Genomic DNA, 24,424 nt, shown 5'->3' with positions numbered 1-24,424 from the left:
AGGGCATGACGATCAGTGAGTTCGCGCGGCTGGTGGGGCTGGCGCCAAGTGCGCTGCGGTTCTACGACGACTGCGGCCTGCTCCCACCCGCCGAGGTCGACGCGACCAACGGCTACCGGTACTACGACCCGTCGCAGGCCGACCGCGCCCGCCTGCTCCGCGACCTCCGCGAGATCGACCTACCGCTACCGGACGTCCGCCAAGCCCTGGACGCCCCACCCGCCGAGGTCGCCGACCTCATTCGAGCCCACCTCCGCACCCTCCAAGCCAAGTCCACCGCCACCCAGGAGGCAGCCACCCGCCTCCTCACCCAGCTCCTCTCCCACCACACCACCGCCACCCTCGGCGGCCCCGAACTCTCCAGCGCCATCCGCCAGGTAACCCCCGCCACCGCTTCGGACGACGAGGGTGAGTTGGGGTTGGTGTTGAGTTGTGTGTTGGTGGAGTTCTCGCCGGATGAGGTGGTGTTTGTGGCGACTGATCGGTATCGGCTGGCGGTGCGGAGTGTGCGGCCGGTGGAGTTCGGTGGGGTGAGCGGGCGGGTGCTGGTGCGGGCCGCCGACCTGGCCGCGGTGAGCAGGTGGGTCGCGGCGGGGGACGTCGTACGGATGGAGGTGGACGGCGGGCTGGTCCTGGTACGAGGGGACGAGTCGCGCGAGTTGGAGACCGTCGACGCGGAGTATCCGGCGTACCAGCAGATCCTCGAAGGCCTGGCGCCGCCGACCTGCCGCGTGGTGGTGGACCGCCTGCGATTGCTGGACGTGCTCGCCGGACGTGAGATTGTTGCCTTCGACATCGATCCCGAAGTACTGCGGATCGGCGACGAGGTGCAACTCGACGTGATCGGCACCGGCACCGCCCGGGTCGGGTTCACCGCGAGCCTGCTGACCGCGGCACTGGAGGCGAGCGTCGGCCCCGACGTACTGCTGGAGATCGGCGACCCGTCCCGCCCGGTCGTCGTACGGTCGGCCGACCAGGGCACGTTCACCACCTTGGTGATGCCCGTCCGGCTGGACGGGTGAATCGGTCGTACTACGGCTGGCTGGCAGGCTCCACCCTCTCGGTACTCGGCGACTCCGCCCTGTTCTTCGCGCTCGGCTGGGCGGCGACAGGCATCGGCCCGCGGGTCGCCGCGCTCGTCCTGACCGGGTTCACCCTGCCGCGCGCCGTACTGCTCCTGCTCGGCGGCGTCCTCGGCGACCGCATCGGCCCGCGCCGCCTGCTGCTGATCTGCACCGCGATCGTCGGCACGTGCTGCTTCCTGCTCGCCCTCGTCGTGGGAATGCGCGGTGTGTCGGCCGGCGTACTCCTGGCGACGTCGATCACGGTCGGCACCGTCGACGCGTTCGCCTTGCCGGCATCCGGCGTACTGCCGCGCCTGTTCGTCCCGGACGATCAGTTGCCGCGAGCAATGGCTCTGCGTACGTCGGCCGCCCAGGTCATCACGCTCGCCGGCGGACCACTCAGCGGCCTGCTCGTCGCCACGGTCGGACTGGTCGGCGCACTGACCCTCGACGGCGCGACCTTCGCCGTACAGTTCCTTGTTCTCTTGACGTTGAGACCACCGTACGACGTACCTCCGCAGCCCGGCCGCCCGTCCGTTGTACGCGCCGCGCTGGACGGACTGCGGGTGGCGATCGCGGATCCGGTACTGCGGATGATCCTCGGAGTCGTCGGGCTGGTCGCGGCGTTCGTCCTCCCGGTGACCTCACTCTGCGTCCCGCTCCTCGCCCGCGCCCACGGCTGGACGGCCGGCCAAGCAGGCTTTGTTGTCGCAGGCAACGTTTGTGGAAGCTTGCTGGTCACCGTCCTGGTAGCCCGCTTCGGCACGTTCGCACGCGCTGGATTGGCCGGTGGCATCGGCTGCCTACTCGCCGCCGCAGGCATCTCGACCCTCACGCTGGCACCCTCAGTCCCACTCGCCGTCGCCGCAACCCTCCTACAGGGCCTCGGCGTAGGCCTCTTCACATCCCACCTGGCACCGGTCTTCGTCCGCAGTACGCCGAAATCCCACCTCACCCGCCTCCAATCCCTGCTGTCCTTGGTGCAGACCCTGCCGCTGATCGCCTCCACCAACCTCCTCGCGACCCTCGACGTACACCACGCCCTCCCCCTAGCCGCCACCGCAACCGCCCTGGCCGGCCTCATGCTGCTGAGGCTCTGAAGTCGATCGCGAACGTCGGATACTCCGGCTGTGGACAAGGCTCCCCGCGATACCCGAGCGCTTCGTAGAACGGCGCCGACCGCTCGTGATGCGCCTGCCACTCCAGATACCGCACCCGCGTCGAGGCCCACTCCACCGCGCAAATGCGTCCCGTGGTCCTGCACCGCCGCGTACCCCACCAACCCGCCATCGTCATACCCCAACGCCACCCACCGCGGATCCACCACCAGTTCCGCGAAGAACACCCATCCCTCCACCTTCCCGGCCGCCCGGTCGACAGACACCCGGATTTCCTGGTCAGGTAAGACACTTCGTCTTACACTGATGGTATGGCCGACACCATCACCATTCGAAGCGACGCGGAGACCGAGCATGCGCTGGCGGTGCTGACGCACGACGGAAGCTCGCGGTCGGCGGTGATCCGGCAGGCGGTGCTCGAGGCGGCGCTCCGCCGGGAGCGCGCCGCCGAGATGCGACGCGCGGTACTGCGGATGCCGATCGGTGAGCCCGACGGCGTCGATGTCGGCGCGGAGCTGTCCCGGGAGCGGGACGGCGAGCGCTGATGATCTACCTCGACTCGGCGGCGATCGTGAAGCTGGTGCACGCCGAGGCCGAGTCGGCCGCGCTGCGCGACTGGCTGGACGAGCGGGCCGAGACCGCGTGGGTCAGTTCGGTGCTCGCCGAGATCGAATCCTTCCGCGCGCTCGCCCGGCATGCGCCCGAAGCGGTGCTGCGGCTGCCGCGTGTCCTGGATCTGATCGAGCTCCGCGAACTGGATGCCGGCAGCAGGATCATCGCCCAGACCGTCCGGCCCGCGACGGTGCGGAGCCTGGACGCGATCCACCTGGCGACGGCGCTGCGCATCCATCCGCTCACCTCGTTCGTCACCTACGACAAACGCCTCGCCGACGCTGCCCGTGCCGCCGGCCTGACGGTCGACGTGCCCTCGTGAGCCCATTTGTGCGGCAGGGGTTCGACCGGGGGATCGGTGGGGTCCTCGAGGTGGTGGAACAGGTGGCTGGGATGAATGCTCAGACGCCCAGGGGACCTTCGGTGGGGTTGTGGGGCCGGGTTCGGGGGTTTCAGCAGGACGACTTGGACGGGTTGTTGCGGTCGTACAAGTTGGTGAAGGCGAATTTGCTGCGGGGGACCGTGCATCTGGTGACGCGGCGGCAGTATGTCGCGTGGCGAGTGCGCGGTTTCCGGAGCAGCAGGACAGTAGGCAGCTCAGGTTCGCGGTGCGGATGCTGGTGCCGGTGGTGCAGGTCGCGGATTCGACGGTGTGGAATCCGGGGCGCACGCGATACGTCCTGGCCGAGTCGGTGATCCCGGACGAGCTCGCGAAGGCGGAGGAAGGACTGCCCGACCTGCTCGGTGCGCACCTCCGGGCGTTCGGTCCGTCGACGGCCGCGGACGTCTCGTACGCGACGGGGTTGACCGGTCTGGCGAGCAGCCTGACGTCGGTGGCGGAGGTGTCCGGTGGTACGGCGCGTAAGCCGGAGTACGACGTGGCGCACCGGGAGTTCGGCGTACCGGAGGACTTCGTGCTGGCGGAGTACGACAACGTGTTCTTCGCGCACAAGGAAGGTCCGCTGGCCGAGGCGCGGCGGCGGTTGATCCCGAACCCGGCTGGGCGGATGCACGGCTCGGTGGTCAGCCGTGGGCAGGTGGCCGGCTCGTGGCAGCATCCGCCGGATCGGCTCCCGGACGGCCCGCTGTCGGCCGAGTTCGAGCGCTTCCGGGACTGGTATCGAAGCATTGACAATATGCTGTCGTGATGACAGTATGTTGTCTATGAAGACGGCATATGTGGCGGTGTACGAGACGTTGGCGGACTGGGAGATCGGGCATCTTGTGGTCGAGTTGCGGATCGGGCGGTTTACCGGGGAGCCGTGGCGGGTGGTGACGGTGGGGGAGTCGCTCGAGGCGGTGGTCACGATGGGTGGGATGCGGGTCGTGCCGGAGGTGACGATCGCGGACGTGGAGCCGGATGCGGGGGATCTGTTGGTGCTGGCCGGGTCGGGGCAGTGGGACAACGGGGGTGGGGAGGCGTTCGCGAAGTTGGCGGCGCGGTTCCTGGATGACGGTGTACCGGTGGCGGCGATCTGTGGTGCGACGGCGGGGCTGGCGCGGGCCGGGCTGCTGGATGGGCGGAAACACACGAGTGCGGCGAAGGAGTACCTGGAGGCGACCGGGTATCAGGGCGCGGACGGGTACGTCGACGCGCGTGCGGTGATCGGTGGGGACCTGGTCACGGCCGGGCCGGACTCGCCGGTGCAGTTCGCGCGGGCGGTGCTGGAGCGGCTCGGGCTGGCGGACGAGCGGAAGCGGGAGGCGTACGAGGGCGTGTTCCACCGTGCGGACCCGGCCGCCTACGCGACGCTGGTGGGATGACCCGCAAGGACGAGACGCCGCCGCGCGACGAGTGGCCGACGCCAGGCCCGCAGTCGGAAGGTGGTGCGGCGTTCACGGACGTCGTACTCGCCACCTTCCGGCTGAACGCGCGACTGATGGAGGCCGCGCAGGGCCTGGCCGCTCATGGCGGGCTCACGGCGGCGTGGTGGCAGGTGCTCGGCGGTGTACTGCGGGAGCCGCATTCGGTGGCCGATGTCGGGCGGATCATGGGCGTGAGCCGGCAGGGCGTGCAGCGGATCGCGGACCTGCTGGTGGAGCGCGGACTGGCGGAGTACCGGCCGAACCCGGCGCACCGGCGGGCGAAGCTGCTCGCCTGTACCGAGGCCGGGTACTACGCGATCCGGCAGATCGCGGTGGCGCAGCACCCGTGGACCTCGGAGGTCGCGGAGACCGTCGACATCGACGATCTCCGGACGACGTTGCGGACGATGCAGGCCTTGATCACCAGGCTGGAAGAAGCTTGACGCAGATGCTCGCCCCGTAGGTGTGGCGGGTACTGAAGGTCAACCTGGTGCCTGTCGCGGTGCGGGTTACCTGCACTCCTTGGGCTGGGGCCGCGGGCTTTAGGTACTGCGCTTGCAGCGTGACGGTGATGCTGTCGCGCTGTGTCGTCGGGTCGGAGACGGCCAACTGCACGGTCTGTGCTTGACGACGGACGAGCACAGAGGCCGGACCGTCGACCGTGATCCCCGGGAGGTGGTGCAGACCGGGGCCGAAGGCGTTGGCGGCGGTCAGGCGGAGGCCGTTGTGCTGGAGGGCCTGGAGCCTGGTCGTGTTGGCGAGCAGCGTGAGACGTCCGTGCTGGTACGAGTTCAGCGCCGATTCTGTTGCGTTGGGCACCAATGCGTAGGCGAGGCTGCGCTTGCGGCCGGCCGGTTGGGCGTAACTCAAACTGAAGACCTGCTTGGTGATCGCGGTGTCCGGGTTCGACGTACGCACGACGCGACGGCTCCGCGTCACCGTCTCCACCCGCGCCGAGACGTCCGCCGCCTGCAACAGGTAGTAGCCGACAGCAACGGTTCCGTCGGTGTACCGCAACCACCGCGACGACCGCGCGACGTTCACCGGCGCGGTGGCGGACGCGATCCGGGTGTCGAGCGTCGTCGTGACCGACCGGGTGTCGTCGCCGACGCCGGCGGCGAGTACGACGATCTCGTCGTCGAGGAGGAACCACGACTTGGTCGCCGACGCATTCTTGTAGTCCACGAAGTCCGAGGGCAGCGTGTCCCGCGACGCGTACGCGAAGTCGTCCGACTGCACCCACCCGGCCGCGCCGTACGCGTCGAGCGTCGCGCCGCCGGAGTACGTGTTCGTCCCGACCGGGAAGTACACGTAGGTGTTCTGCGACTCCGACGACGCGGTGAAGCCCGCCGCCGCGTTGTCGTAGTACGCCGTCCCGTACAGCTCCGGCACCGACTTGCGCGTCTCGACCGGCGCGGTCACGCCGCCCAGCGCGTACGGCGACACCGTGGTGAAGTAGTCGATGCCGAACGCCTGCGTCTGGTCCTGCCCCGACAGGTACAGGTAGTGCGCGCCGTCGCCCTGGAACCAGGGCAGCAGGTTCTCCCCGCTCATGTACTCGTACTTGCTGATCCGCGACGAGTTCCGCGCCAGCGCGAACGCGTACCCCGGCCGGCGGTGCACGGTCCGGTCCATCGCGTTGAACGCCGTACTGAGCTCCGCCGGGTTGAGGTCGGCGGGCACGATCGACGCGTCCGCCTTGAGGTCCGCGAACCGCCCGACGCTGACCGGCGACACGAAGCTGTTCACGTTGATCGTCGGCCGCGCGGTGAACTTCGCGAACGCCTTCAATCGCTGGGCATCCGCCGCGGTGGCGTAGTCCGCGAGATCGACGATCGCCTCCACGACGACCGCGACGTCGTCGTACCCGGTGGCCGTCCGGGACACCGCGCGGCCCTTGACGATCTCCATCATCCAGCCCTCGAAGATCAGCGGCGCGAACCCGTGCTCGACCCAGCCCTGCACCACGCCGACCAGGTCGTCGCTCTGCGCGTACTCCGTTCCCGCCAGCACCTTGATCGTCTGTACGACGCGGCTGAGCAGGCCCTTCCCGTACGAACCCGTGTACGCGACCGACGCGTGCTGGATGAACGAGCCGTCCGCGTAATACCCGTCCGTCACGCCGTGCTGAAGGTTGTACGGGTCGACGGTCGCGAACACCGTGAACTGGTCCTGCAGCGCCTTCCGGATCCGGGCGTCGTCGGTCAGCAGCGCGCCCTGGAGTACCCGGTTCGCGGTGATGTCGACGAGGTTCGCGCCGGTGTGGAAGCGCGAGTCGAGGTCGACGTCGCCGTCCTTCCCGTTCCGCAGGTACGCGTCCATGGAGGCGACGTACGTCGTGATCAGGTCGGCCGGCGCGTCGACCAGCGCGAGCGTCTTCGACACGAACGTCGAGATGCCGATCTCCCAGGTGAACCAGTTGCCGTAGTACCCCTTGGACTGGTCGCCGTAGTAGTTGTCGTGCAGCCAGACCAGGCCGTTCACGATCTTGTCGCGGACGGCCGCGGTCTGCAGGTCGGCGGCGCCGCCCGGGCGGCGGTAGGCGAGCGCGATCTCGTACAGGTGCTGGTACGACGAGCTCAGGTTCGGGTCGCTGGTCCCGAGCGGGAGGCCCGCGAACAGTTCGCCGGTGCCGGCGCGGCCGAGGGCCGACAGCCAGGTACGGGCGGTGCTGTCGATCGCGGCGACCTTCGCGGCGACTTCGGGGCGCGCGTTCGACTCCGCCGTACCGGCGTAGATCGCGATCATGTTCGCGAGCAGCACGTTCGGCTCGGCGGCCTGCGCGGCCTGCGCGGCCTGCGCGGTCGAGGCAGGCCGTACGGCGGTCAGCAGCGCGGTGGCGGGGACGAAGGACAGCAGGCGGCGGCGAGTGAGCTCCACTGGTACTCCCGGGCGGATGGGAAAACCTAACCGTGGAAGTCAATCAGCCGGAACTATCCTTCAGCAATACTGACGGCTCAACGATGTGGCATCGTTCCGCTGTGAGCTCGCAGACCTCGCCGGACAGCCGCGCCGCCGCCGCTCTCCGGTTCGCCACCGAGCTGGCTGCCTGGATCGGCGCTCCGTGGGCGCTGGCGCCACATTCGATCCCGCTCGCGATCGGCTCGGTCGTCGTGCTGATCGGGCTGCCGACGGTCCTCCAGACCCCCGGTGACAAGGAGCGCGTCGTTGTGCCGGTGCCCGGCGTCGTCACCATCCTGCTGGTCCTGCTGCAGTTGACCGCGGCGGTGGTGGCCGCATGGTTCGCCTGGCCGACCGCCGTCGCGGTAGTGGTCAGCGTCCTCGCGGCCGCCTGCGTTGTGACGGAGCAGCCACGGTGGCGGTGGCTGCTCCCGCGCGGTCGTCAGACGCCGCCGGCGCCGACCAGCTGAGGATCGACCGACAGCACCTGGACCTGCTTGCCGGACTCCTTCGTCGGGATCACCAGCGCGACCTGGTGCAGGTAGTCCTGGTGCAGGCTCTGCGTGTACTTGACCATCCTGCTGAACGCGGTCGCCTCGCCGCTGGTCCAGTACGCGTTCGAGCCCGGCTCGACGCGCTGCAGGTACTGCTCGGTGAGCGACAGGAACACCAGCGCGTCGCCGTTCGAGGTGATGAACGACAGCGGCGTACCGGACGGCAGGAACGCGTCGTTGACGCTCGCGATGTACGGCTCGGCGGTGTCGGAGGCCGCCGTCTTCGCGCGCAGGTCGAGCAGGCTCTTCAGGCTCGGCGAGGCCGCGAAGGACTTCGCCTGCGGGGCCTTCACGCCGCCGGTCAGGTACGCCGCGAGGTCCTTCGCGACGGCGTCCGGCTGCGCGCGGAGGAGGTTGAGGTCGGCGGTGTCCGGCGTACGCAGACCGTCGAGGGACGGGACCGGGGTCGTCTTGGCCGGGTAGACCGAGCGCGTCAGCAGCCACGGGGCGCCCGCGTTCTGCCGCTGCCAGACGCCGAGCTGGCGGCTGCCCGGGGCGTCCGAGACGCCGGAGCTGACCACGAACCGCATCGGGTACGACGCGAACTGCGGGGCGCCGATCTGCGGGTTCGTGTAGCTGAACGGCTTCGGCACCTCCTTGCCGGCCGCGTCGAGCTTCCGGCCGATCGCGAAGCCCGCCTGGGTCTGCGCGAGCGTCGGGTTGCCCTCGATCGTCGCGGAGATCTTGCTGTCGCGGGTCCGGTTCGCCTGGTTGTTGAGCTGGTTGTACCGCTGGACCACGGCCTGCGCGTCGGCGAGCGTGACCGCCGGGCGAGCGTCCGGCACGGTCAGGCTGTTCTTCGGCGGCAAGAGTCCACAACTCGTTGTCGTCAGCAACAACGCACCACTGGCGAGCAGCGCCGCGGTCCGCCGCACCGCCTCGTCACTCTTCACATACTCGGGCGACTCCGCCAACGGAACGATCTCCTCATCCACCCGCGCCGCCTTCGCCATCCGCGCGGCCGACCGCCCGCCAACCTGCTCGCCGTACGGCGACTCCCCACCCCGGGACGAATTCGCCGCGCCACCCTGCCCGCCAGACACCGACCGCTCGTGCCGCGCCCCGGCGCCGGCCCGTTCCGGCCGTGCCGGCTCGTCGTACCGGGCTGCGGCGTCGCCGTTCCCGCCGTACGGCGGCTCCTCGTGTCGCGCTCCGGCGCCGATCAGCACGGGGGCCTTCGCCCGCTGGACCGCGGCGGCGGACATGAACATCGGCGCCGCCGGAACCGCCGGCGCACTCCGCGCGACAACAGGCTGCAGCCGCGCCGGACCAGCCGCGGAAGCGGCGGACGCGGCAGCCCCGGTGGCGGAGGTGGACGCGGCAGCCCCTGCGGTGGCGGCGCTGGCGCTCCCGGAGGTGGAGGTGGACGCCGCAGCCCTGGCGGGGGTGGAGTTGGCGCTCCCGGTGGCGGGGATGGGCGCCCCGGCCTCGGCGGAGGCGGTGGATGCGGCAGCGCCGGTGGGCGTGGATCCGGCAGCGCTCGCGGTGGTGGTGGATGCGGCAGCGCCGGTGGGGGTGGATCCGGCAGCGGTCGCGGTGGTAGCGGATGCGGCCGTGGTGGTTGCCGCCGGAGTGGGTAGGGCGGTTGGCTCGGCTGCGGGCTCTACCTCGGCCGGCTCCTCCTCCTGTTCCGGGAGGGGAGCGAAGGGGCTCACTCGGTCGGGGTGGAAGGGGGAGACGCGGTACGCCGGGCCGAGTTCCTCGTCGTACTCCGCCAGCTCGGCGGAGGCCAGCGCCGGGATACGAGTGTTGATGACCGGGATCTCCCGGGTGTCGCTGACCTCGTCCCGCGCCGGGCGGCGGCGACGCAGCAGCGCCACGCCGAACGCCAGCGCCAGCACACCGGCCCCGAGCACCAGCAGGCAGAGGCCGAACAGCCGGTGCACCTGGAGGCCGAACGTGACCTGCGCGCCGACCGCCGGCGTACCGTCCGCGTTCATCACGACGACGTCGTACCGCCCGTCCTGGACCGGCCAGCTGAGGGACTGCGCACCGGCTGCGGACTGCGCGACCCACCAGTCCAGCTCGCCCGGCGGCGTCAGCTTGTTGGTGCGGCCACGCACCTCCTCGGTGCCGAACGTGGCCGGCAGACCGAACCGGGTCACCTGCGTGTGCGCAACCCCGGCGAGGTAGTCGCGGACGTCGAGATCCTGGGCGACGCCAACGAACAGCGGCTTGTCGCCCGACACGCTGACGTGCAGCGTCGGGCCGTGCCGGTCGAGCAGCTCCGGCGAACTGACCAGGGCGAGGCCTTTGCCGGCGAGCTCGCGCTGCGGGGTCGTGATCGTGTTGTCCGGGCCGACCAGCCAGAAGGCCGCGACGGCCCCGGCGACGGTGGCCACCAGGCCTGACAGTGCCAGCAGCAGGCCCAGGGTGATGCGGGCGAAACGCATGAGGAGGCTCCCGTTGGTACGACGAGCCCGGCCACGGACGGGTGCAGCCGGACGGCGGGATCGCGGTCCGGACCGCCCTCGGCAGGCCGAAAGCAGTATCCGAAACCTCACCCGTTGTCACTGACTAACTGATCGAACAAGGATCTGTTACGATCCCGAGTATTAGCGAATGGTCATTCACAAACTCGGAGGCGCCGCGATGGCCCGGCCACGGCTGGTGAGCGACGACGTGATCCTGGATGCGACCCGGGAGGTGCTGGCCGAGCTGGGGCCGGTGAAGCTCACGCTCGCGGCGGTCGGAGCACGCGTCGGGCTGGCCCCGCCGACCCTCATGCAACGGTTCGGCTCCAAGCGCGGACTGTTGCTCGCGTCCGCCGCCCGGTCCCCGCTGATGGTGCAGCGCCTCGCCGAGGCGGTGGCCGGCCGGAACACCTCGCCGCTCGCCACCCTCCGGGACTTCGCGCTGTCCGCGGTCGCTCACATCGAGCACCGCGAGCAGCTCGGCAACGGCCTCGGATTCGTCCAGCTCGACGTCGCGGACCCGGAGTTCCGGCGGCACGCGCTGGCGCACTCGGCCGCGATCGTCGACAGCTGCGACCGGTTCTACCGGGCCGCGGTCGAGGCCGGAGAGCTCCGCGCCGGCACCGACGTACCGGCGCTGGCGCGGCACACCCTTGTCTGTTTCAACGGCGCGCTCCAGGTCTGGGCGGTGAACGGCTGGGGCTCGCTGACCGAGTTCCTCGGCCAGCAGCTCGACCTGATGATCGCGCCCTATCTCATCCAGGAGTAGCAGTGTTCTTGCGGGTGTTGGTCTTCTACCTGACCACGATGGTGTTCAGCGGGATCCTGAACGCGCTGCAGTCGGCGACCGGTCCGAGTCCCGATCTGATCCAGCTGGTGCAGTTCGCGCCGGCGCTCGGCGTGGGCGTGATGTTCCTGGCGTTCCGGCGTACGACGAGGGTCGACGTACGGTTCACGCCCGTGCGGGTCGCCGCCGGGCGGAGCGCGTTGGTTGTCGGCGTTGTCGTCGCGGCGATGCTGGTCTCGGTGCTGGTGCACGTGGTCGCGGGGCGGTCGTGGCGCGGCGGGAGCCTGCCGTTCCCGTTCTGGGCGTTGGTGCTGACGATGATCGTCGGCGCGGCGGGCGAGGAGCTCGGCTGGCGCGCGTACCTGCAGCCGTACCTCCAGACCCGGTTCTCGGTACTGCGGTCCTCGCTGATCGTCGGCGTGCTGTGGGGGTTCTGGCACATCGGTGGGTTCGCCAACGGTCTCGTCTACATGGGGCTGTTCGTGGTGATGGCGGTCGCGTTGTCCGTGGTGATGGGCGTCGTGCTGCAGGATGCCCGCCGTACTAACCTCGTGGTCGCGACGGCGGCGCACGCGGCGGTGAACCTCGGGCTGATCCTGCTCTTCGACGAGGAAGGCGGCGACGTGTTCTCGATGGGCGTACTGGCGGCGGTCTGGACGGTCGCGGCGGTGGTCCTAACGCAGGTACGACGCCCCGTTGAAGTCGAGGACCGCGCCGCTGGCCCAGTTCGCGTCGGCTGAGGCAAGCCAGTAGATCGCGTTCCCGACCTCCTCGGCGGTGGCGACCCGGTTGAACGGGCTCTGCGCCCGGATCGCGTCGCCACCGGGATCGGCCAGGAACGACTCGGTCATGTCGGTGGCGATGAAGCCTGGCGCGATTGACGTCACGGTGATGTCATGCGGCGCCAACGATGCCGCCAAGGACTGCCCGAGCGCATGCAGTCCCGCCTTGGAGGCGCCGTACGCCGGGACATCGGGCTCCCCGCGGTACGCACCTCGGGAGCCGACGTTGACGATCGCGCCCCGCCGTACGCCGTCGTCCGGGTCGACGTCGAGCATCTGCCGCGCCACGCACCAGGTGACATGCGCGGCGCCTTCGAGGTTGACGGCGAGGGTACGGCGCCAGGTCGCGACCCACTCGTCGTACGACGTCTCGGCCAGCGGGTGACCGACCCGCCGGGAGCCCGCGACCGGCTCGTCGACGAACATCGCCGCGTTGTTCACCAGGACGTCGATCCGCCCGAGCGCGGCGGCCGATTCCGCAACCAGGGCAGGGATTGCGGCCGGATCGCCGAGGTCCGCGGCGACCACGGCGTGACCGTCGCCGGGGAGCTCCGCGCGGATCTCGTTCGCCCGGTCGACGGCACCGCGGCAGTGCAGTACGACGCGGTCGCCGGCGGCCGCGAACGCCCGCGCCGCGGCCGCGCCGACACCTCTGGAAGCACCCGTGATCAGTACGCCTCTAGCCATGGGGTCATTCTGCCCTGACGCCAGTTCGACGGCGCCATGACATCACGGGGGTTGACAGTGACGTCACCATGACGTCATGATTGCTGTCATGGAACTTGACCACTACCTCGAGTCGGTCCGGCGGAGCGTCGAGAACGCCACCGCCCTGGCCGACGAGCAAACCCGCTCCGTGGCACAGCGCCTCGGGGCCACGCTGGATGACGCGGGCCGCCTGGCCCTCATCTCAGCCCTGTCCGACGCCGCCGGGGAGATCAGCCGCGAGCTGTCCCCCGGGTCGGTCGAGCTCCGGATGGCCGGCGGCCGCCCGGAGTTCGTGGTCACGCCGGCGCCCAGCCAGCTGACCGGTCCGGACGAGACCGACGACGACCTCGAGGACGACGTCCAGGACGCGACTGCCGAGCAGTTCGTGCCGGACGCCGACGAGCCGACCGCGCGGATCACGCTGCGGCTGCCGATGTCGATCAAGAACAAGGTGGACGAAGCCGCCGACGCCGAGGGCATCTCCTCGAACGCCTGGCTGATGCGCACCGTGATGACCGAGCTGAGTGTCGCCCGCCGCGGCGGACCGCGCCCGCCCCGGCCACCGCGCCCGCCGCGCGGACCGGTGTTCGGTCCCGAGGGCCCGCTGGGTCCGAACGGACCGCTCGGCCCCGACGGGGTCTTCGGCCCGAACGGCGTCTTCGGTCCGAACGGGCCGTTCGGCGACGAGGGCGTGTTCGGCGCGGACCGCGGGCGGGACCGCCGCCGGGACGACCGGGAGCGCCGCCGCGACGACAAGGACCGGCGACGTGAGGACAAGGAACGGCGGCGCGGAAACGGTCCGGGCCAGCGAGTGACGGGATGGGCGGAATGAGCGAGCACAGCGCGACCCAGCTGAATGACGACGAGAACGACCGGATCGACCGGATCCGGATCGAGATCGGCTCCGGACTGGTCGAGCTCGGGCCCAACCCCGACGGCGAGGGCACCCTGGTCTCGATGGAGGTCGAGGGTGACGACGACGGCGTGATCTGCGAGGTCCGAGACGGCGAGCTGGTCATCGAGGGCCCGCGGAACGTCCGGCGCGGACCGGAGATCACGGTCCGGGTCGCCACCTCCGCGGTGCTCGACGCCCGGGTGAAGACGGGCTCCGGCGACATCGTGGCCGACGTACCGCTCGGCTCCGCGCGGCTCGCGACCGGGTCCGGCGACGTCCGGCTCACCCGGGTCGAGAGCGAGCTCGGCGTCAACACCGGCAGCGGCGACGTCAAGGTGCAGGACGCCGTCGGCGCGGTCCGGGCCAGTACCGGCTCCGGCTCGATCGACATCGAGGAGGCCGGCGACGCGCTCGGGCTGAGCACCGGCTCCGGTGACGTCACGATCGGCGACGCCGCCGGCCCCACCTCCGTCAAGGTCGGCTCGGGGGACATCACCATCGAGCGGATCCGCGACCACTCGGTCGCCACCTCCGGTTCCGGCGACGTCAAGGTCGAGATCGCCGACGGACCGAGCGTCCAGGCCGAGACGGCCCGGGGCGACGTACAGATCGGGGTCCCGGACGGACTCCCGACGTACCTGGACCTGAAGACCGTCACCGGCCGGATCCGCTGCGACCTCGAGCCCGGCGAGAAGCCGGCCGAGGGCGAGCGCGCCCTGATGCTGCGCGCCCGCACGGTCTCCGGCGACATCACCGTCGTCAAGGTCTGATCCAGCGCCCGGCACGTGTCGGACTGGGCCGGCCGGGTTCGTTGTCTTGATGTAGCCAGAGGTCCTGCCACTGGGGGCAGGACCTGCGGTTCAGCACTGCCGAAAACAGCACGGGGACTACGCGAGGGGAGCACCACCATGATCACCGAACACGCCGAGGTTGCCCGCTACCGCGTCGCCGAGCAGCTGCGCCTGGCCGAGGCAAGGGCGCAGCGCCACGACCGGAAGCCGCGCACGAGCCCACGCGAAGGCCTGGCGACCGCCTTGCGCCGCCTGGCCGACAAGCTGGAGCCCGCCTCCCGCCGCCTGACCGACCCCACCTCCCGCCCGGCCGACCCCCGGCCCCGCGGCACCGGCCTCTCCATCGTCCGATGACCGATCCCCCCACCACCCAACCGCCCGCACCACCGCCCCAGCCGACATCGTCCGCCGGCCTACTACTCGCCCCGCGGCCCGCGCCCGGTGGGGCTGCGGGTGGGGCAAGTGCTGGGGTGTACACGCTGCTGGAGCGATTGGGGTTGATCGGCGCCGGGTCCCGAGGGCGCACGTAACAAGGAAACTGCAGGTTCGTGCAACCCCTGTGGATAACTTCCGGGCCGACCCAAGAACACTGCTAGCGTTCAGTCGATCATTCTCGGTCGACCTGGGAGAGAAACCAACGATGTTGCGTCCGATGGTGGCAACCACAGCTGTCACCGCAGCCCTGATCCTGCTCGCAGGCTGCGGCGGCGACAAGAAGTCCGACTCGGGCTCAAACAACAACAGCGGCGACAAGTCCAGCTCCTCCGCCTCACCGACCGCCCCGAGCATCCCCACCTTCGACCCACCGAAGGCCTTCGCCGTCAGCGCGGCGTACCCGGTCCTCAAGGACCCCAACGAACTCACGGTTGTCGAGCACGCGGACGTGGCACTCGTCGGCCATGTGGCGGTGGCCAGTAACAAGAAGGTCCTCAACGGCCACGACGTCACCGATCCGAACAAGAGCTGGTCGCTCCAGGCGACCCCGGCGACGACCACGACGGTCAATGCCGTGCTCCCGCCGCGGGCGGTGAAGCTCGACGGCAAGGACGCCGCCGTCGTCATCTACTCCGAGACCGACAAGGGCAACGGCACCCAGAAGCCCCAGGGCCTCGTGGTGATCCGCTGGGTCGACGTGGCGACCGGCGAGGCGATCGCCGAGACGAAGACGAAGACCCTCGACGACAAGGGCGGCGCCGGGGGCGCGGTGTACGACATCGAAACCGGCCAGGTCGCCCTCGGGATCAACGGCCCGCCCGACTCGAACGGGACGACGACCTCCACCCTGTACGCCGACCCCGCGACGAAGAAGACCGCGATCGTGCCGGGGCTGGACCCGGCTGCCGTGCACAACGGCACGATCGCGGGCGCGACCTGGCCATCGTCCTACCGCGCGAACGATTCCATGCTGGCGCTCGCCGACGGCCCGAGCGGGAAGATCACGAAGAAGCTCGGACACCCGCAGACGTCGTACGACAAGATCGCCGGGACTGGCAAGCACGGCTACTTCTACGGCAAGACGTACGTCACTGCCAAGGACAAGTGGGACCTCGGGATCTATTCGGTCGACCTGTCGACCGGAGCGGTCGCGGTGACTCCGCTGCCGCCGTCGAACAGCAGTACCGACATCGCGGCGTGGTCCTGCCTCTGGGACGAGGCGAGCACGATCGCCTGCACGGGCAAGACGACGTACACCACCAACGGGACCGACACGATGCTCGGCTTCGACGACTCGACCGGTAAGAAGGCCTGGGGCTTCTCGAACGACTCCGGGAACCGGAACGTTCCGGACCTGACCGCGGCTTACCACGGCGTTCTCTACGCCCAGACCGAGGCGCAGAACATCCTGCTGGACGCGAAGACCGGTGCGGACCTGCCGAGCCCGACGCCGTCCGGGAGTTCGAGCTCGAGCGACAGCCCGTCCGCCGGCAGCACGCCCTCGGACGGCAGCAGCCCGACGGCCGGCGACACGCCGTCCGACGGGTCGACGCCGGGCACCAACCCGAACAGCAATCTCGCGCTGTTCGACGGCAAGCTCAAGGCGCCGACGTCGGTATCCCCGTACGGTGCCGTCTACAGCCAAGGGGACCCCCATAACGACTACGACACCAGCAATGACCTCGATTCGGTCTGCGTCTTCATGAAGGCGACCGCCTGATCCGACGAAAAAGGGCCCCGGGAGATTTCCCGGGGCCCTTTTGTTGGTCAGATGTCGGTGCGGTGGAAGTTTTTGTAGGAGCGGGACGGGGTGGGGCCGCGTTGGCCCTGGTAGCGGGAGCCGTACTTGGAGGAGCCGTACGGGTGTTCCGCGGGGGAGGAGAGGCGGAAGAAGCAGAGTTGGCCGATCTTCATGCCGGGCCAGAGTTTGATCGGGAGGGTGGCGACGTTCGAGAGTTCGAGCGTGACGTGGCCGGAGAAGCCGGGGTCGATGAAGCCGGCGGTGGAGTGCGTGAGCAGGCCGAGGCGGCCGAGGGAGGACTTGCCCTCGAGGCGGGCGGCGACGTCGTCGGGGAGGCTGACCAGTTCGTACGTCGATCCCAGGACGAACTCACCGGGATGCAGGATGAACGGTTCCTCGCCGTCGGGTTCGACCAGCCGGGTCAGGTCCGGCTGTTCCTCGGACGGGTCGATATGCGGGTACCGGTGGTTCTCGAAGACCCGGAAGAACCGGTCCAGCCGTACGTCGACACTCGACGGTTGCACCATCGCGGCGTCGAACGGGTCCAGCTGGACCCGTTTCGCGTCGAGCTCGGACAGGATGTCACGGTCGGAGAGCAGCACGCTCGCACGTTAGCAGCGTGCTGCCCATCCGCACAGCTCGCGTCGGCCCTTCCGGTGGTGGAGCGTCCGGAGCCCTCAGCTCTCCGGCGGGCCGCACCACAGACCTGGGCCTGAGGCAACGATCGTCAGTTGGCCAGTTTGTTGAACTTCGACACCTGGGTGGCGAAGGTCTTCACCTGCGACGGCGACCAGTCCTTGAGCAGGTCCTCGATCACCTTGTGTCGCTTCTTCCGGGCCGCCGTCAGCTTCCGCTTGCCGGCCGCGGTCAGCGTCAGCAGGGTCGCGCGCGCGTCCGACTTGTCGGCCGCCCGCTTCAGCAGGCCCTCTTCCTCCAGTCGCGCGCAGGCCCGGCTGACCGGTCCCTTGTCCACCTCGAGTGCTGCCACCAGGTCGGCCATCCGCACCGGCGCCAGTTCTTCCACGTGGTTCAGCAACGCGTACTGTGCCGGCTCCAGGTCCGGGTGCGCCTCGTCGGACAGCGTCCGCTGCAGACCGCGCAGCCGGCGTGCCAACGTGACGAGCTCCTTCTCCAGGTTGTCCACCGCGTCACTTGTGTCTGTTGCCACCGTTCACCCCTTCATCCAGTTGCCCCGCAACCAGCTCGCCCGGTCCAGGACTCGCGTCCTCACGTTGCGTCAAATGTTGCCCCCGGCAACGCGTTCTAATCTGCCAGAAGATCACGAACCTGCCCAGTCCTGAACGTGCCCTTTGTGAAAAACTGCCCAAGAACCCCCGCTGCAAACCGCCCGGACGGCTCTTTTCGATGCGTCCGGCACCTTCTCGAGGTGTATCCCGCTGACGCCGCAGCAAACCTCCGCCGGGCACCCGCTGCCTCGAAGTAGGCAGCTGGTTCCGGCGCGCGGACCCGGCGTGGTTGCGAGCCCCGACATCGGCTATGCTCTTCACCGCTGCCGGGAGACCGGCCCGGCGGGTGTAGTTCAATGGCAGAACATCAGCTTCCCAAGCTGACAGTGCGGGTTCGATTCCCGTCACCCGCTCACGAAAGAGCCCCGTGGGTCAGGAGATGGTTTCCGGCCTGCGGGGTTCGTTGGTTTCGGTGGCGGGCGTAATCAAGCGCTCGATGGAGGTGCTCAGGTTCGCTGGGACGGCCTATCGTTTGGCGGCATGAGCTATCCGTCGCAGCCGCCGCAGTTCCAGCCGCAGCCGCAGTTCCAGTCGCAGTATCAGCCGCAGGGTCCGATGGGGATGCTGCAGTTGACCATCCAGGGCAGTGTGATGACGTCGAGTTTGATTCCGCCGACGGTGCATCTGAACGGGTATCCGGTGCAGGTGAAGTACGGGCGGAACGACATCCCGGTCCCTGCTGGGCCGCTGCACGTCGACGTTCACTCGCAGTGGATGCTCACCTACGGGAGGGCGGCGCTCGACTGTACGGTGCCGCCGAACCAGGCGGTGCCGGTGTTCTACGCGTCGCCGTACCACCAGTTCACGTCCGGGAGCATCGGCCACAGCAAGGTCAAGCGGAAGGGGCTCGGCACGCTCCTCGCGATCGTCGGGGCAATTCTCGCGGTGGTCGTCCTGGTGTCCGTGCTCGCGGCGCTCAACGGCTGACCTCGACCGGCTGTTGCCTCGGTCAACCGTAGACCTCGAGTTCGACGATGCGGGAGTAGGTGTGGTCGTTGCCGTCGAGGCAGCGGATGCGTACGGCGTCGGCTCGGGTCGGGGTGAATTCTGAGGTGACGTGTCCGACGGTGTTGCCGCGGACCTGGGCGACGGTTTGCCAGGTGCCGTCGGCTTTGACCTGCACGTCCCAGTCGCGGAGGCCGTTCACGCGGGCCGGGTACTTCGCCGAGTCCAGGGTGTAGAGCTCGACCCGGTTGACGGTCGCCGGGGTCGACAGCGCGACGTCGTACGTGTCGGGGAACGCGGCGCGGGTGCCGTCGTTCCAGCCGGTGAGGGTGTCCCAGTGTTCGGAGTCCTTGTCGCCGTCGACGGCGCCGCAGAGGGTGAAGTTGCCGTGGGTGGAGGAGGCGGTGGCCTGTTCGCCGAGGGCGAGGTTGTCGCCGGCGCCCTTCGGGGGCAGCGGCTCGACGGTGACCGGGACGTTCACGCGGGTACGGTCGACCTGTACGCCGATCTTGTACGACCCGGGCTGCGCGTCCCGCGGGACCCGGACCTCGACCGGCGCGGTCACCGGCTGATCCGGGTCGACCGCGGGCAGCCACGACGAGAAGAGCGTCCGCGACAGCTGCAGTGGTCCGGTCGGTTCGAGCGTCAGGTCGGCGTACCGGTCCGCGGCGCTGGTGTTGGTCATCGTGAGGTTGAGCGTGCCGGGCAGGCACGGCAGCCCGACGACGCTGAGCTGCCCGGGTACGACGCTCACGGCCACGCTGGATGTTGCCGCTGGCATCGAACTGGAGCCGAGCAGGGCGGCGGCCACAAGCGTGCCGGCCGCGACGACGGTCTGCCGGGGGATCCTCATTGCTGTACCTCCGCGATACCGGGCCGGCCGTCCTCGACGAGGAGCTTGGCGCGGGTGCTGACGGTGCCGTTCTGGACCGAGACCTTGTCGACGACGCGGTAGTCGGAGATCCACCGCTGGGGCGTGATGCTGCAGCTGACGTAGCCGCGCTGGAAGTTGCCGAACTTCATGTGCGGGTTCTCCCGGAGCAGCGTCGCGCCGCCGGCGTCCAGGTCCTCGCCGTCGATCCCGGACGTGATCGACGTACCGACGAACTCGGCGCCGACGGTCGCCGACGACGGGTCGGTGAAGTCGAGCTTCAGGTCCGACGCGACGCTGCGGTGCAGGTCGCCGGCGATCGACACGAGGTTGCGGACCTTGCGTTGCGCGGCGCCCCCGAGGACCCGGTTGCGCGAGGCCTCGTACCCGTCCCAGGTGTCCATCGGGACCAGGACCTCCGGACCGTCTTTCGTGTCCAGGCGGGCGATCGCGGTCTGGTGTGCCATCACATTCCAGCGCGCCGAAGACGCGGACCAGCCGTCCAGCAGCCACTTCTCCTGCGCGTCGCCGGTGATCGTCCGCGCCGGGTCGGCGGTCTCCGGGCCGGGCGCCTTGGTGCCGTCGCCGTACGCCTGGTCGGACCGGTACTGGCGGGTGTCGAGCACGCTGAACTCGGCCAGCCGCCCGTACCGGATCCGTCGGTACAGCTGCATGTCCGGGCCTTTCGGGAGTTGCGCGAGCCGGAGCGGCATGTGTTCCCAGTACGCGCGGAACGCGTTGGCCCGGCGTACCAGGAACTGCGCGGGCGGCGCGCTCGGGTGCGCCTCGTCGGCCCAGTTGTCGACCACCTCGTGGTCGTCGAGCGTGACGACCCACGGCGCGACCGCGTGCGCGTGCTGCAGATCAGGATCCAGCTTGTACGCCGCGTACCGCTGCCGGTACTCGTCCAGCGTCACGGTCTGCTGGGTGATGTACGGCTCGTTCGCGTGCGGCCGGATGCCGCGGTCGATGCCGAACTCGTAGATGTAGTCGCCGAGGAAGAACACGACGTCGTGGTCCCGCTGCGCCAGGTCGGCGTACGCCGTGTACCAGCCCTCCCACCACGCCTGGCAGGACGCGAACGCCAGCGACAACGAGGGCAGTACGGCGTCGTACGCCGGCGCAGTCTTGGTCCGGCCGACCGGGCTGAGCTGCCCGTTCACGCGGAAGCGGTACCAGTAGTGCCGCCACGGCCGCAGGCCCCGTACGTCGACGTGGACCGAGTGACTGGCCTCCGGCCCGGCTTTGACCGTGCCGTGCCGGACGACCCGGCGGAACTGCTCGTCCTCGGCGACCTGCCACTGCACCTCGACCGGCCGGCGGTCCATCCCGCCGAACGGCGCGAGTGGATCAGGGGCGAGCCGGGTCCAGATCACCACCGCGTCCGGCAGCGGGTCGCCGGACGCGACACCGAGCGTGAACGGGTCGCGCCGGTCCGGCTGCCCCGTCCAGCCGGCCGCCGCGGACCGGATCTCCGGGAGACTCCCGCTCAGCGCGAGCGCCGCCGCTGCCCCGCTGACGGTAAGGAAGGTACGTCGTGTGCTGCGCATCGGCATCCACCCACCCGATCATCCCGAGGTGATCACATCCGTAACGGGAGATTACGAGAAGTTCACATGAGTGAGTGGGAAGATGACCGATACCGGCCGTTACTTCACGGTCGTGCTCGCCGACGGCGCCGACGGCCGATAGCCGGTGGGTTTGTGGTCGCAGGCGGCCAGCGCGAGAACGAGTGATGCGGCGGCGACGGTGGCGATCGCGGCGCGGAGTTTCATGGCGGTTCTTCCTCCCCAGGTGATGCAGCCGCAGGAGTTTACGGTCTGGACCACCTGAGAAGGAAGGCAGATTGCAGCTAGTTGCAGCTACTCGCCACGCTTGACCGAGGCGAGCAGCAGCTGGGCGACGTCCTGGACCTCGACCTCTTCGCGGGCCGACCCGTCGGCCTGCTTCGCGGTGAGCCCGTCGGACAGCATCACCCGGCAGAACGGGCAGCCGGTGGCGATCTTGTCCGCACCGGTCTCGACCGCCTCGGTGGTCCGGTTCAGGTTGATCCGGGTGCCGAGCTTCTCCTCCATCCACATCCGCGCGCCGCCCGCGCCGCAGCAGAACGACTTCGTCTGGTTGCGGGGCATCTCGGCGTACTCGGCGCCCGGGATGATGGCGAGCAGTTCGCGCGGGGCGTCGTACACCTGGTTGTGGCGACCGAGGTAGCACGGGTCGTGGTACGTGATCTTCTGGCCGTTGAGCGAGCTGTCGGCCGGCGCGACCGGGGTCAGCTTGCCGTCGCGGACGAGCCGGTTCAGCAGCTGGGTGTGGTGGATGACGTCGAGCTCGACGCCGAGCTGGGAGTACTCGTTCTTCAGCGTGTTGAAGCAGTGCGCGCAGGTCGAGACGACCTTGCGGACTCCTGTCTCCTTGAAGACCTCGGCGTTCTGCATCGCGAGCTGCTGGAACACGAACTCGTTGCCGGACCGTCGTGCCGGGTCGCCCGTACAGGTCTCGCCGTCACCCAGGACGGCGAACGAGACGCCGGCGATGTTCAGCAGTTCGGCCACCGCCTGCGTGGTCTTCTTCGCGCGGTCCTCGAAGGCGCCCGCGCAGCCGACCCAGAACAGGTAGTCGACCTCGTCCAGCGACTCGACGTCCGTACCGACCTGCTTCACCTCGAACGGCAGGTCCTTGGCCCAGTCCATCCGGCCGGACGGGTTCATGTTCCACGGGTTGCCCTTGTTCTCCAGGCCCTTGAACAGCCCGTTGAGCTCGGACGGGAACGACGACTCGATCAGTACCTGGTACCGGCGCATGTCCATGATCGCGTCGACGTGCTCGATGTCGACCGGGCACTGCTGTACGCACGCGCCGCACGACGTACACGCCCACAGGGCTTCCTCGTCGATGACCGCGACGTCCGCGGGACCGACCAGCGGCTTCTCCTGCTCGTCGAGCACCAGCTGCGACAGCGACTTGCGCTCGTCGTCGGAGGAGGCCAGCAGGTACGGCGCCTTGGCGTACGCGTGTTCGCGCAGACCCATCATGATCAGCTTCGGCGACAGCGGCTTGTCCGTGTTCCACGCCGGACACTGCGACTGGCACCGCCCGCACTCGGTGCAGGTGGTGAAGTCGAGCAGGCCCTTCCAGGTGAAGTCCTCGACCTTGCCGACACCGAGCGCCGCGTCCTCGTCGAGCTCCTCGATGTTCTCGAAGTCGATCGGGGCGCCGTTCACCATGATCGGCTGCAGCGCGCCGAGCGCCGTACCGCCGTCGGCCTCGCGCTTGAACCAGATGTTCGGCCAGGCGGTGAACCGGTGCCACGCGACACCCATGGTGGCGTTCAGCGAGATCGTGATCATCCACGCGAACGAGATCAGGATCTTGAGCATCGCGACCACGTAGACCGCGTTCTCCAGACCGTGCTCGGACAGCCCGCCGAACAACCCGCCCAGGAAGAACGTCATCGGGAAGTGGAAAGTCGAAGCGCCACTCAGTTGGTACTCGAGCCCGCGGAGCAACAGGATGCAGATCAGTACGCCGAGGATCGTGTACTCGACGTAGTACGCCTGCCAGGACGTCGAACCGTAGAACCTGGACGACCGGGGCTTGTCGCCTCGGGGCAGGTGCATCAACCGGTAGACGATCAGCCCGACGATCGAGATCAGGCCCGTCCAGGTCAGCGCCTCGCTGACCCACTCGAACACGAACCAGTGCCCGATGACCGGCAGCGCCCAGTGCGGGTCGAACAGCTGGCCGAACGCGGTCACCAGGGTCAGGAACAACCCGATGAACCCGAACGCGACGAACCAGTGCATCACCCCGATGTGGCTCCACTGCAGCATCCGGGTGTGGCCGAGGGACTCCTTGACCAGGGTGACGGTCCGCTTGCCCGGGTCGTTCGTCCGGCCGGCCGGCTGCCCGAGCTTGATCACGGACACGATGTGCCCGATCGTCTTGCCGAACAACGCGACGGCGACCAGTGTCACCGCGAGCGAGACGACGATGGCGAGGATCTGCATACCAGCGATGTTATTGGTTGGTTACTCATGAGTCATGTCCTTGCGGCCCTCATCACGCCCGCGTGTTCCGGCTCACGTACCCCACGGTGAGATCTCGTCGAGAACCGATCGACACACAGCGTTACGGAAGGATCCTTGCCGTCGGGGTAGACCAATCCGTAGTTTTCCAACCACTGCGACCGCAGTATCTGTCAACGGGTTTCGATGGGAGAGTCATGCTTCTTCGTCGGGGAATCGCTGCTGGGGTGCTGATCGCGAGTGGGCTGGTGGTTCCAGGGGTCGCGGTGGCGACACCGGGTGTGGCCAAGAAGTGCGACACGAACACCGTGTACTGGTACACCCGGAGCGGTCATGAGGTGTACGTCGGGACGAACCTGCACAGTGACTGGATGGAGGGGCCGGGGCGGATCACGTACCAGAAGACCGCAACCTCGGAGTCGAACTCGTCCTGGTCGGGGGATCTCGGGGTGAGCATTCCGCTGGTGATCGCGGAGATCCAGAGCAAGTACGCGAAGACCGTCGGCAAGTCGCAGTCGGTCACGGACAGCTGGTCGTACACCGCCGAGGTGCCGAGTGGGAAGGTCCGGCGGTTGCAGCAGCTGAAGCAGTCGTGGCGGGTTCAGGTGGTGCGCTGGAAGTACACCACCAGCGACTGCAAGAAGACCAAGGAGCTGAGCAACAAGACCGCGACGTTCCCGACCAAGAACCGCGACTACATGTGGATCCTTGTCGGCCGCGAGTAG

The 24,424-nt window shown here is 69.1% G+C and carries 25 protein-coding genes, 1 tRNA gene and 1 pseudogene; 18 read left to right on the top strand and 9 right to left on the bottom strand.

The features are described from left to right. Nucleotides 1–5: 5 nt before the first annotated feature. The 8 genes and pseudogenes from ACFV9C_RS00225 to ACFV9C_RS00190 all read left to right on the top strand — a co-directional run bounded on the left by ACFV9C_RS00225 (nt 6) and on the right by ACFV9C_RS00190 (nt 5,043). Complete coding sequence (locus ACFV9C_RS00225; protein WP_380189341.1) at nt 6–1,022, top strand: MerR family transcriptional regulator; 1,017 nt, start codon at nt 6–8, stop codon at nt 1,020–1,022. Then, complete coding sequence (locus ACFV9C_RS00220) at nt 1,019–2,164, top strand: MFS transporter (protein WP_380189339.1); 1,146 nt, start codon at nt 1,019–1,021, stop codon at nt 2,162–2,164. Before ACFV9C_RS00225 ends, ACFV9C_RS00220 begins: the two co-directional genes overlap by 4 nt. A 329-nt stretch (nt 2,165–2,493) precedes the next feature. Beyond that, nucleotides 2,494–2,727, top strand: coding sequence for a hypothetical protein (locus ACFV9C_RS00215; RefSeq protein ID WP_380189337.1), 234 nt, complete (start codon nt 2,494–2,496; stop codon nt 2,725–2,727). After that, nucleotides 2,727–3,116 (top strand): type II toxin-antitoxin system VapC family toxin, encoded by a 390-nt coding sequence (locus ACFV9C_RS00210; RefSeq protein ID WP_380189335.1) that lies wholly within the window; start codon nt 2,727–2,729, stop codon nt 3,114–3,116. The genes ACFV9C_RS00215 and ACFV9C_RS00210 overlap by 1 nt, the downstream gene beginning before the upstream one ends. Nucleotides 3,117–3,187: 71 nt before the next feature. After that, nucleotides 3,188–3,301: pseudogene (locus ACFV9C_RS00205) on the top strand (hypothetical protein); the annotation flags it as partial. A 47-nt stretch (nt 3,302–3,348) separates the two neighbouring features. Beyond that, nucleotides 3,349–3,942, top strand: coding sequence for a DNA glycosylase AlkZ-like family protein (locus ACFV9C_RS00200; protein ID WP_380189333.1), 594 nt, complete (start codon nt 3,349–3,351; stop codon nt 3,940–3,942). Nucleotides 3,943–3,958: 16 nt separating this feature from the next. Continuing rightward, on the top strand, nt 3,959–4,558 hold the full coding sequence (locus tag ACFV9C_RS00195) for a DJ-1/PfpI family protein (RefSeq protein ID WP_380189331.1): 600 nt from the start codon (nt 3,959–3,961) through the stop codon (nt 4,556–4,558). Further along, nucleotides 4,555–5,043, top strand: a complete 489-nt coding sequence (locus tag ACFV9C_RS00190) for a MarR family winged helix-turn-helix transcriptional regulator (RefSeq protein ID WP_380189329.1) — start codon at nt 4,555–4,557, stop codon at nt 5,041–5,043. Before ACFV9C_RS00195 ends, ACFV9C_RS00190 begins: the two co-directional genes overlap by 4 nt. Here the strand turns inward: ACFV9C_RS00190 and ACFV9C_RS00185 are convergent. After that, the gene (locus ACFV9C_RS00185) at nt 5,021–7,480 is read right to left on the bottom strand and encodes a polysaccharide lyase family 8 super-sandwich domain-containing protein (protein WP_380189327.1); all 2,460 of its coding nucleotides are present in this window, start codon (nt 7,478–7,480) and stop codon (nt 5,021–5,023) included. The genes ACFV9C_RS00190 and ACFV9C_RS00185 overlap by 23 nt on opposite strands. A 101-nt stretch (nt 7,481–7,581) precedes the next feature. On the opposite strand from ACFV9C_RS00185, the gene ACFV9C_RS00180 reads away from it, so the two are divergent. Beyond that, nucleotides 7,582–7,971, top strand: coding sequence for a hypothetical protein (locus ACFV9C_RS00180; RefSeq protein WP_380189325.1), 390 nt, complete (start codon nt 7,582–7,584; stop codon nt 7,969–7,971). Here ACFV9C_RS00180 and ACFV9C_RS00175 read toward each other — a convergent pair. Beyond that, the gene (locus tag ACFV9C_RS00175; protein WP_380189323.1) at nt 7,944–10,448 is read right to left on the bottom strand and encodes a hypothetical protein; all 2,505 of its coding nucleotides are present in this window, start codon (nt 10,446–10,448) and stop codon (nt 7,944–7,946) included. The two genes, ACFV9C_RS00180 and ACFV9C_RS00175, sit on opposite strands and share 28 nt — an antisense overlap. Nucleotides 10,449–10,617: 169 nt before the next feature. Between ACFV9C_RS00175 and ACFV9C_RS00170 the strand changes: the two genes are divergently transcribed. Next, nucleotides 10,618–11,238 carry a TetR/AcrR family transcriptional regulator gene (locus ACFV9C_RS00170; RefSeq protein ID WP_380189321.1) on the top strand — a complete coding sequence of 207 codons (621 nt, stop codon included), beginning with the start codon at nt 10,618–10,620 and terminating at the stop codon, nt 11,236–11,238. Between the two features lie 2 nt (nt 11,239–11,240). Next, nucleotides 11,241–11,996 (top strand): CPBP family intramembrane glutamic endopeptidase, encoded by a 756-nt coding sequence (locus ACFV9C_RS00165; protein ID WP_380189319.1) that lies wholly within the window; start codon nt 11,241–11,243, stop codon nt 11,994–11,996. Here the strand turns inward: ACFV9C_RS00165 and ACFV9C_RS00160 are convergent. Beyond that, the gene (locus ACFV9C_RS00160; protein WP_380189317.1) at nt 11,931–12,725 is read right to left on the bottom strand and encodes an SDR family NAD(P)-dependent oxidoreductase; all 795 of its coding nucleotides are present in this window, start codon (nt 12,723–12,725) and stop codon (nt 11,931–11,933) included. The two genes, ACFV9C_RS00165 and ACFV9C_RS00160, sit on opposite strands and share 66 nt — an antisense overlap. 88 nt (nt 12,726–12,813) lie before the next feature. Between ACFV9C_RS00160 and ACFV9C_RS00155 the strand changes: the two genes are divergently transcribed. The 4 genes from ACFV9C_RS00155 to ACFV9C_RS00140 all read left to right on the top strand — a co-directional run bounded on the left by ACFV9C_RS00155 (nt 12,814) and on the right by ACFV9C_RS00140 (nt 16,587). Beyond that, nucleotides 12,814–13,578: a hypothetical protein gene (locus tag ACFV9C_RS00155; RefSeq protein ID WP_380189315.1), complete on the top strand. Its 765-nt coding sequence runs from the start codon at nt 12,814–12,816 to the stop codon at nt 13,576–13,578. Then, a complete protein-coding gene (locus tag ACFV9C_RS00150; protein WP_380189313.1) occupies nt 13,575–14,411 on the top strand; it encodes a DUF4097 domain-containing protein in 837 nt (278 codons plus the stop codon). Before ACFV9C_RS00155 ends, ACFV9C_RS00150 begins: the two co-directional genes overlap by 4 nt. Before the next feature lie 138 nt (nt 14,412–14,549). After that, nucleotides 14,550–14,786: a hypothetical protein gene (locus ACFV9C_RS00145; protein ID WP_380189311.1), complete on the top strand. Its 237-nt coding sequence runs from the start codon at nt 14,550–14,552 to the stop codon at nt 14,784–14,786. A 298-nt stretch (nt 14,787–15,084) separates the two neighbouring features. Then, nucleotides 15,085–16,587: a hypothetical protein gene (locus ACFV9C_RS00140; protein WP_380189309.1), complete on the top strand. Its 1,503-nt coding sequence runs from the start codon at nt 15,085–15,087 to the stop codon at nt 16,585–16,587. Between the two features lie 47 nt (nt 16,588–16,634). Here ACFV9C_RS00140 and dcd read toward each other — a convergent pair whose 3' ends face one another. After that, the gene (dcd, locus tag ACFV9C_RS00135) at nt 16,635–17,210 is read right to left on the bottom strand and encodes a dCTP deaminase (RefSeq protein ID WP_380189307.1); all 576 of its coding nucleotides are present in this window, start codon (nt 17,208–17,210) and stop codon (nt 16,635–16,637) included. A 125-nt stretch (nt 17,211–17,335) separates the two neighbouring features. Further along, on the bottom strand, nt 17,336–17,776 hold the full coding sequence (locus ACFV9C_RS00130; protein ID WP_209696476.1) for a MarR family winged helix-turn-helix transcriptional regulator: 441 nt from the start codon (nt 17,774–17,776) through the stop codon (nt 17,336–17,338). A gap of 361 nt (nt 17,777–18,137) precedes the next feature. Here ACFV9C_RS00130 and ACFV9C_RS00125 point away from each other — a divergent pair. Then, nucleotides 18,138–18,208 (top strand) — tRNA-Gly (locus ACFV9C_RS00125). A 127-nt stretch (nt 18,209–18,335) separates the two neighbouring features. Beyond that, on the top strand, nt 18,336–18,782 hold the full coding sequence (locus ACFV9C_RS00120; RefSeq protein WP_380189304.1) for a hypothetical protein: 447 nt from the start codon (nt 18,336–18,338) through the stop codon (nt 18,780–18,782). Nucleotides 18,783–18,804: 22 nt separating this feature from the next. Here ACFV9C_RS00120 and ACFV9C_RS00115 read toward each other — a convergent pair whose 3' ends face one another. The 4 genes from ACFV9C_RS00115 to ACFV9C_RS00100 all read right to left on the bottom strand — a co-directional run bounded on the left by ACFV9C_RS00115 (nt 18,805) and on the right by ACFV9C_RS00100 (nt 23,681). Then, on the bottom strand, nt 18,805–19,653 hold the full coding sequence (locus ACFV9C_RS00115; protein WP_380189302.1) for a hypothetical protein: 849 nt from the start codon (nt 19,651–19,653) through the stop codon (nt 18,805–18,807). Further along, a complete protein-coding gene (locus tag ACFV9C_RS00110) occupies nt 19,650–21,221 on the bottom strand; it encodes an alkaline phosphatase D family protein (protein ID WP_380189300.1) in 1,572 nt (523 codons plus the stop codon). The genes ACFV9C_RS00115 and ACFV9C_RS00110 overlap by 4 nt, the downstream gene beginning before the upstream one ends. A 99-nt stretch (nt 21,222–21,320) precedes the next feature. Further along, nucleotides 21,321–21,446, bottom strand: coding sequence for a hypothetical protein (locus ACFV9C_RS00105; RefSeq protein WP_380189298.1), 126 nt, complete (start codon nt 21,444–21,446; stop codon nt 21,321–21,323). Between the two features lie 87 nt (nt 21,447–21,533). Further along, nucleotides 21,534–23,681, bottom strand: coding sequence for a (Fe-S)-binding protein (locus ACFV9C_RS00100; RefSeq protein WP_380189296.1), 2,148 nt, complete (start codon nt 23,679–23,681; stop codon nt 21,534–21,536). 215 nt (nt 23,682–23,896) lie between these two features. Between ACFV9C_RS00100 and ACFV9C_RS00095 the strand changes: the two genes are divergently transcribed. Next, on the top strand, nt 23,897–24,424 hold the full coding sequence (locus ACFV9C_RS00095) for a hypothetical protein (protein WP_380189294.1): 528 nt from the start codon (nt 23,897–23,899) through the stop codon (nt 24,422–24,424).

The organism is Kribbella sp. NPDC059898 (genome assembly GCF_042730855.1).
In the GTDB taxonomy this organism is placed as follows: Bacteria; Actinomycetota; Actinomycetes; order Propionibacteriales; family Kribbellaceae; genus Kribbella.
The sequence above is the reverse complement of the archived record's forward strand: the minus strand, read 5'-3'. Positions and strand labels throughout refer to the sequence as shown.

Coding starts and splice junctions, on each gene's coding strand:
- ACFV9C_RS00155 (WP_380189315.1), top strand. CDS start 12,814: ATGGAACTTGACCACTACCTCGAGTCGGTCCGGCGGAGCGTCGAGAAC.
- ACFV9C_RS00210 (WP_380189335.1), top strand. CDS start 2,727: ATGATCTACCTCGACTCGGCGGCGATCGTGAAGCTGGTGCACGCCGAG.
- ACFV9C_RS00150 (WP_380189313.1), top strand. CDS start 13,575: ATGAGCGAGCACAGCGCGACCCAGCTGAATGACGACGAGAACGACCGG.
- ACFV9C_RS00195 (WP_380189331.1), top strand. CDS start 3,959: ATGAAGACGGCATATGTGGCGGTGTACGAGACGTTGGCGGACTGGGAG.
- ACFV9C_RS00175 (WP_380189323.1), bottom strand. CDS start 10,448: ATGCGTTTCGCCCGCATCACCCTGGGCCTGCTGCTGGCACTGTCAGGC.
- ACFV9C_RS00110 (WP_380189300.1), bottom strand. CDS start 21,221: ATGCGCAGCACACGACGTACCTTCCTTACCGTCAGCGGGGCAGCGGCG.
- ACFV9C_RS00225 (WP_380189341.1), top strand. CDS start 6: ATGACGATCAGTGAGTTCGCGCGGCTGGTGGGGCTGGCGCCAAGTGCG.
- ACFV9C_RS00160 (WP_380189317.1), bottom strand. CDS start 12,725: ATGGCTAGAGGCGTACTGATCACGGGTGCTTCCAGAGGTGTCGGCGCG.
- ACFV9C_RS00120 (WP_380189304.1), top strand. CDS start 18,336: ATGAGCTATCCGTCGCAGCCGCCGCAGTTCCAGCCGCAGCCGCAGTTC.
- ACFV9C_RS00100 (WP_380189296.1), bottom strand. CDS start 23,681: ATGCAGATCCTCGCCATCGTCGTCTCGCTCGCGGTGACACTGGTCGCC.
- ACFV9C_RS00115 (WP_380189302.1), bottom strand. CDS start 19,653: ATGAGGATCCCCCGGCAGACCGTCGTCGCGGCCGGCACGCTTGTGGCC.
- ACFV9C_RS00140 (WP_380189309.1), top strand. CDS start 15,085: ATGGTGGCAACCACAGCTGTCACCGCAGCCCTGATCCTGCTCGCAGGC.
- ACFV9C_RS00095 (WP_380189294.1), top strand. CDS start 23,897: ATGCTTCTTCGTCGGGGAATCGCTGCTGGGGTGCTGATCGCGAGTGGG.
- ACFV9C_RS00215 (WP_380189337.1), top strand. CDS start 2,494: ATGGCCGACACCATCACCATTCGAAGCGACGCGGAGACCGAGCATGCG.
- ACFV9C_RS00105 (WP_380189298.1), bottom strand. CDS start 21,446: ATGAAACTCCGCGCCGCGATCGCCACCGTCGCCGCCGCATCACTCGTT.
- ACFV9C_RS00190 (WP_380189329.1), top strand. CDS start 4,555: ATGACCCGCAAGGACGAGACGCCGCCGCGCGACGAGTGGCCGACGCCA.
- ACFV9C_RS00170 (WP_380189321.1), top strand. CDS start 10,618: ATGGTCATTCACAAACTCGGAGGCGCCGCGATGGCCCGGCCACGGCTG.
- ACFV9C_RS00145 (WP_380189311.1), top strand. CDS start 14,550: ATGATCACCGAACACGCCGAGGTTGCCCGCTACCGCGTCGCCGAGCAG.